The sequence below is a fragment of the Luteococcus sp. genome, assembly GCF_043424415.1.
Taxonomy (GTDB): Bacteria; Actinomycetota; Actinomycetes; order Propionibacteriales; family Propionibacteriaceae; genus Luteococcus.
Genome location: NZ_JBHWOO010000196.1, coordinates 1 through 3,052, shown reverse-complemented (window position 1 = coordinate 3,052; position 3,052 = coordinate 1). Strand labels below are relative to the sequence as shown.

Here is a 3,052-nt window from a genome sequence, read left to right as displayed (position 1 = left end):
GCTCTCCCGCAGTGGCAGGGATTCGCCAGCGGCAACGAGGTGCAGCGCGCGATCGCCGCCGGCTGGCCCGAGGCCACCGTGCGCGCCTGGCAGGCCGACCCCCGCGAGCTGCTGCACGAGCTGCACTCGCCTCACGCTTCCCGCACCGCCGAGACCGAGGAGGATACGAACTAGCTAGACCTATTGACCCCAGTAACTCTATTGACAACAATGGATGCACCGACACGAAGGAGGCTCCCAATGAGCTACATCGTCCGTACCGGAAACCTCGCCGCCACCCCCAAGCTTCAGCAGGGGGAGCGCGGTTCCTACACCTACGCCCGCGTGATCGTCACCGACAGCATCAAGAAGGGCGACGACTACGTCGACGGCCCGGCCATCGCCTACGACGTCGCCGTCAGCGGCCGCGACGCCGAGCGCCTGGTGGCCACCGCTGAGCGCGACGGCAACGTGCGCGTGATCTTCGCCGGCCGCTACTACGTCACCGAGTACACCGCCAAGGACGGCACCCCCCGGTTGCAGCACAACGTGCAGGCCGACCAGATCGGCGCCAGCTTCCGCGGCCAGGACGTCCACGTGCCCGGCAAGAAGCAGCAGCCCACAGAGTGACCACCAGCGGGGGAGGGGCCGGCCCCTCCGGCTCTTCCCCCGCCCTTCCACGAAAGGCTCACCGCCATGACCACTACCGCGAGAGCCAAGGTCGCCAGCGTCGTCAACCAGAAAGGCGGCGTCGGCAAGACCACCTGCGCCGTGAACCTCACCCGCGCAGCCGTGCGCCGAGGTGCACGAGTGCTCTACGTCGACGCCGACCCTCAGGGCAGCGGCACCGCCGTCATCACCGCCGAGGACCTATCAGAAGACGCCCCCGGCCTCGCCAACGCCCTGAGCAACCAGGACCGCGACACCAGCATGGCCGATGTCATCGTGCCCGGCCTATGGCCCGGTCTCGACGTCGTGCCCACCGTCGGCGGTGCGCTCGGCATCGTCCGCGACGAGCTGGTGGTGGCCCCCCTGGCACGCGAGCGCAGACTCCACGACTCCCTGGCCCCTGTGCTTGACCGCTACGACCTCGTAGTCATCGACACCGGCCCTTCGCTCGATCAGCTCACCATCAACGCCCTGGTGGCCTCCGACGTGGCAGTCGCCATCAGCGTTGCCGACTACCTCTCATCTCGAGGACTCGTCCAGCTGCTCGACACGATCACCACCGTGCAGCAGCACTACGCGCCAGACCTCCGCTTCGCCGGCGTCATCGTCAACCGCTACGACGCCCGCACCAAGGACGCGCCCGCCTGGTTGGCGCAGCTCCGCGAGGCGGCCGACTCCCAAGGGTTCTCCGTCCTCGACCCCATCATCCACGCACGCGCAGCGATCGCCACCGCGACCCAAGAAGGAACCGCCCTGGACGAATCGCGCCGCGGCCGCCAGCACGCCGAGGAGTTCGCGCAACTCCTCGACAAGATCACCGAAGGAGCCCTCAAGTGACCGCCCGAAAGAACCCGTTCGCCAACCGCACTCCCGCCACCCCGACCACGACCCCGGAGCCCACTGACGCCACCACGGCCCCCAGGACGCCGACGCCAGCGGCAGCCTCGAGCGGCAAGAAGTACCCGCCCAAGGTCACGTTCTACCAGCCGCAAGACGACACTGCCCGGATGCGCGGCGCCTTCCGCCACACCGACCGCGAGGAGGGGGACCGCAGCCTCTCCGACTTCATCCACAAAGCCGTCATGGCCGAGGTGGAGCGCCGCGAGAAGAAGTACAACAGTGGGAAGCCGTTCCCCGACCTCGAGGCCGGCAGTATCCCGCGCGGCCGCCCCATGGGGGAGTGAACACACTATGACCTCGCCAGACACGTCAGCCCCCCGCAGTAAGTTGAGAAGCATGCACCTCCAGGCCGTCCCCACCTCGCAGTCACAGCCACCCCAAGGCGAGGAGCAAGCCCTCCACCAGCTGCTGTCCGAGGGCATCACCTGGGGAGACTCTTTGACGTGGCTCCCGCGCCTTCCGGCTGGCTCCGTCGACCTGTTCTTCATGTCGCCGCCCTACGCCGATCAGCGCGCTTACAGCCGCATCCACCCCGACCGCTACGTCGAATGGTTCCTGCCCTTCGCGCGTGCCATGTTCGATGCCACCGCCGAAACTGGTTCACTGGTCATCAATATCAAGAACCGCGTGGCTAAGAGCGGACCGCTGCGAGGGCAGCGCCATCCCTACGTCTTCCAGCTGGTCATAGCCCTACAGAACATGGGGTGGCGCTGGATCGATGAGTACATCTGGCAGAAGCCGAACGCCATCCCCGGGAAGTTCGGACCCCGCACCAAAGACTCATTCGAGCACGTCTTCCACTTTGCCCGCGGAGCCAAGCCCTATTTCGACTTGGATGCGGTACGAGTCCCCTACAAGACAACTCCCGAAGAGATCGAGCGCCGGCGCCTAGATACCAATGGTCGGAGAAACACGGAAGCCGGATTCGGGCGCGACCGGACGTCCACTTACTCTCGCGGCGGCGCGGACCCAGGCAACGTCATCAGTGTGAGTCAGACTTACAACCAGCACCGAGGCGTGAGCCACACCGCGCCGATGCCCGAGGGGCTCGCTGAGTTCTTCATCAAGGCACTGACCCCAGCCGAGGCCGTCGTGATAGACCCGTTCGCCGGCAGTGGCACCACCGCTGTCGTGGCACATCGTCTGGGCCGCCGCGTGGGTGGCCTAGACATCCACGCCGAGTTCGTGGAGAGCGCTCGGGCGCGCCTCGCGCGTGAGGTCCAAGAGTTGAACGCAGCACAAGGCCGGGGGACCGTAGCGGGATGACGACCATCGACAACACTATTCGCAGCATTGTCGAAGCTGAGACCTGGGATCAGCGCGTCGCGCAGATCCGCCTCGTTGCACAGCGGCACGGCACCGCGGACCACCAGAGCATCTACGCGCGCGTAGCCCGGGAGGTGTACGTACCCCACCTGGCACCGGACTTTGCCTACATCAACCAGGCCGATTTCTATGATCTGTCCACATTCCAGGCCGCCTACGCCACCGCAGCCGAAGCTAC

The 3,052-nt window shown here is 66.5% G+C and carries 5 protein-coding genes; all 5 read left to right on the top strand.

Annotation, left to right across the window (positions count from 1 at the left end; translation table 11 throughout):
* Positions 1-240: 240 nt before the first annotated feature.
* Positions 241-609 (top strand): single-stranded DNA-binding protein, encoded by a 369-nt coding sequence (locus ACHFFZ_RS11370; protein ID WP_394276729.1) that lies wholly within the window; start codon positions 241-243, stop codon positions 607-609.
* 66 nt (positions 610-675) lie between these two features.
* On the top strand, positions 676-1,485 hold the full coding sequence (locus ACHFFZ_RS11365; RefSeq protein WP_394276728.1) for a ParA family protein: 810 nt from the start codon (positions 676-678) through the stop codon (positions 1,483-1,485).
* A complete protein-coding gene (locus tag ACHFFZ_RS11360) occupies positions 1,482-1,832 on the top strand; it encodes a hypothetical protein (protein ID WP_394276727.1) in 351 nt (116 codons plus the stop codon). Before ACHFFZ_RS11365 ends, ACHFFZ_RS11360 begins: the two co-directional genes overlap by 4 nt.
* A 52-nt stretch (positions 1,833-1,884) precedes the next feature.
* A complete protein-coding gene (locus ACHFFZ_RS11355) occupies positions 1,885-2,814 on the top strand; it encodes a DNA-methyltransferase (RefSeq protein WP_394276726.1) in 930 nt (309 codons plus the stop codon).
* Positions 2,811-3,052 (top strand): hypothetical protein (locus tag ACHFFZ_RS11350; protein ID WP_394276725.1); only part of this gene is annotated, 242 nt, incomplete at its 3' end. The genes ACHFFZ_RS11355 and ACHFFZ_RS11350, both read left to right, overlap by 4 nt.

Coding starts and splice junctions, on each gene's coding strand:
- ACHFFZ_RS11370 (WP_394276729.1), top strand. CDS start 241: ATGAGCTACATCGTCCGTACCGGAAACCTCGCCGCCACCCCCAAGCTT.
- ACHFFZ_RS11365 (WP_394276728.1), top strand. CDS start 676: ATGACCACTACCGCGAGAGCCAAGGTCGCCAGCGTCGTCAACCAGAAA.
- ACHFFZ_RS11355 (WP_394276726.1), top strand. CDS start 1,885: ATGCACCTCCAGGCCGTCCCCACCTCGCAGTCACAGCCACCCCAAGGC.